Consider the following 2,327-nt stretch of genomic DNA (forward strand, 5'->3'; position numbering starts at 1 on the left):
TGGGTGCAGATCCTGAATTGCATGGCTGTCACGCGGCCCGCTTCTTCGCCTGGTGCGGCTGCGTCGGAACCGGCGTAGCAGCGAGCTGAAGTGGACCCTGTTGAGCGAGGTACGTTGCGAACGCGTCCCACTGTCCGTTGAGCAGAATGCAGCGGAGATGCAGCACCATCTCCGAGCGACCTCGACTCCAGCGCATGCCCGGACCATCGAGCCGCATGCGTACGAGGTTGCGAACTGCACCCTCGATCACACCGGTGGCGATGTCGAGATCGCTCTTGCGAAGCTCGTTGTAGCGCATGTCCTTCACGTGCTTGGAGAGGTGACCGAGGACGTCGAACAACTTCTCGCGCTTGCCCTTGTTGCCAGGCCCGGTCTTGGGAATCGCCGCATAGGCTTCGCTGAGTGTGGTGATCACCTTGCCGGCACCCCCGTGGCGACGCAGATCGCGGATTCGTTCGGTGACCCAGGGAGCGAGTTCCTTCGATCCTTCGCGGTGCATGCACCGGCCGGCGGCCCATAGTTTTTCGACGATGTGAATCCAGTCGATGCAGGTCTCGGCTTTGGGAAAGTGCGTCGCCTGGAGATCCCAGATCGCATCGGCGCCATCCGCGAGGAACAGCGTGCGCTTGCAACCGTACCCACGTTTGGTTGCCTCGTGGAGAAGCCACTTGAACAACGCGGCGTGACTCTCGAAGGTTGCGACCAGTCGCTTGTTGATCGGCCCTTCGCAGGTGCCATCGGGCATGGTCTGGAGCGTGTAGATCGCGCCGATGAACGCGACCTTGGCGTTCTTGCTCTTCTCACCACTGGCGCGGCGTGGGCGTTCCCGAGATCGGCGGCGACGGCGACGACCACGTCGTTTGGTACCTGGTCGTTTCACGTGCGGACGTTGACGAAGCTGCAACTCGGCCAGGTCCACGTGAGGTGCACCACCACCATCGACTTGGATGATCAGGATGTCACCATCGTCCTCCGGCGCCGGCGCCCCTTCGAGAAACTTCCGAGCTTGAGCACCTATGGCGTCGACGATCCGGAGTACGGCGCGTTGGGAGGGTGCCCACTCGCAGAACTGCGCGAACGTCGCGCGTGCGTTGGCGAACGCCATCTGCGCGCACAACCTCGTCACCGACATCATCGTCGACGCGCTGAACCCGCCGCTGAGTCCGAGTGCACGGTCGATCGGGAGATCGCGCTTCGAGCGTCGCCAACCAACACGCCGCCCGACCGCGCGCTCGAAGGGCACCTTACCGAACCGCGTGCCGATCTCATCGGTCGCCGAGCCGACGAGCACGAACTTGGAACCGTTGTGCACGTAGTCGATCGAGCGCGGCCGTGCTGCGACACGCGCGAGGTACAGGGCGATCATCGCGCGACCGAGCGCGAGCAGCGCGGTCCACAGCGAGGTCTCGATGTGATCGAGCGACGTCGTGGTCGCACCTCGGGCGATCGCATGAGCTTTTTCGAATGCACTCTGGACGTCGCGATCGCGAGCGTCGATACTGGTCTGCACGGGGCGCCTTGCGTCGGAGATTCGGCCTTGGAACCAGATATCTGCCGCATTGTGGCCCCGTACCTCAAGCCAGATCGCGTAACCAATCGAAACTGCTCCCGCTTCTACGCGTCAGTTCGGGAACTGCACCCAATCCAGTTCGACGAACGGGATGGAATAGTCTACCAGCTCGCGATGCCGATCTCGATGGATCCCCGAATGGGACTGCAAGTGTTCACCCGCATCGTCACCTGAGGTCAGACTCCGAGCGGCGAGTCCGAACCAGTCGGAGTTGCTCGGCCTTGGTGTTGATCTCCTGGAACACCTCCACCTTGTACGCTTTCGCGACGTAGGTGCGCGTGGTGCCGTCCCGCGCGACCCCTTTGGCCAGGGTGATGCGGGCAATCCAACTCGCCCGGAACGCCGGATGTGAGAAGGGGGTCAGGAGGTTGCCAAGCGAGTAGTAGATCGGGACCACGCGGTCGGGGTCGCGATTCGTCCGATAGCACTCCAGCGGCTGGACCACGTGTGGATGGTGACCGATCACGATGTCCACGCCGAGCTCGGCAAGATGCCGAGCAACGCCGAGTTGGTCCGGCCGCGGGTAGGACTCGTGCTCGAGGCCCCAGTGAAGCTGGGCGACGACCACGTCAGCGCGTTGATCGCGACAGTGCTTCAGCTGACGCTCGATGCTCTTGAAATCGATCTCGTCTAGATGTGCCCGGCTGAAATTGGGAGCCGGTTATTGCAAGTGGAGGGAGTGAGGATCATGGTGCCGTGATCTTCCGAGGAGAACGCGTGGGTCCGATGTCGATCAGGGTCACAGTAACGGCAAGCG

Annotated in this window: 1 protein-coding gene and 1 pseudogene; both read right to left on the minus strand. The window is 62.7% G+C overall.

Annotated elements, in window-relative coordinates:
• Positions 1 to 28: 28 nt before the first annotated feature.
• Positions 29 to 1,510 (minus strand): ISKra4 family transposase, encoded by a 1,482-nt coding sequence (locus H0U68_RS14445; protein ID WP_296356750.1) that lies wholly within the window; start codon positions 1,508 to 1,510, stop codon positions 29 to 31.
• A 226-nt stretch (positions 1,511 to 1,736) separates the two neighbouring features.
• Positions 1,737 to 2,201: pseudogene (locus H0U68_RS14450) on the minus strand (CapA family protein); the annotation flags it as partial.
• Positions 2,202 to 2,327 lie beyond the last annotated feature (126 nt).

The organism is Ramlibacter sp. (genome assembly GCF_013697775.1).
Lineage (GTDB): Bacteria > Pseudomonadota > Gammaproteobacteria > Burkholderiales > Burkholderiaceae_C > Ramlibacter.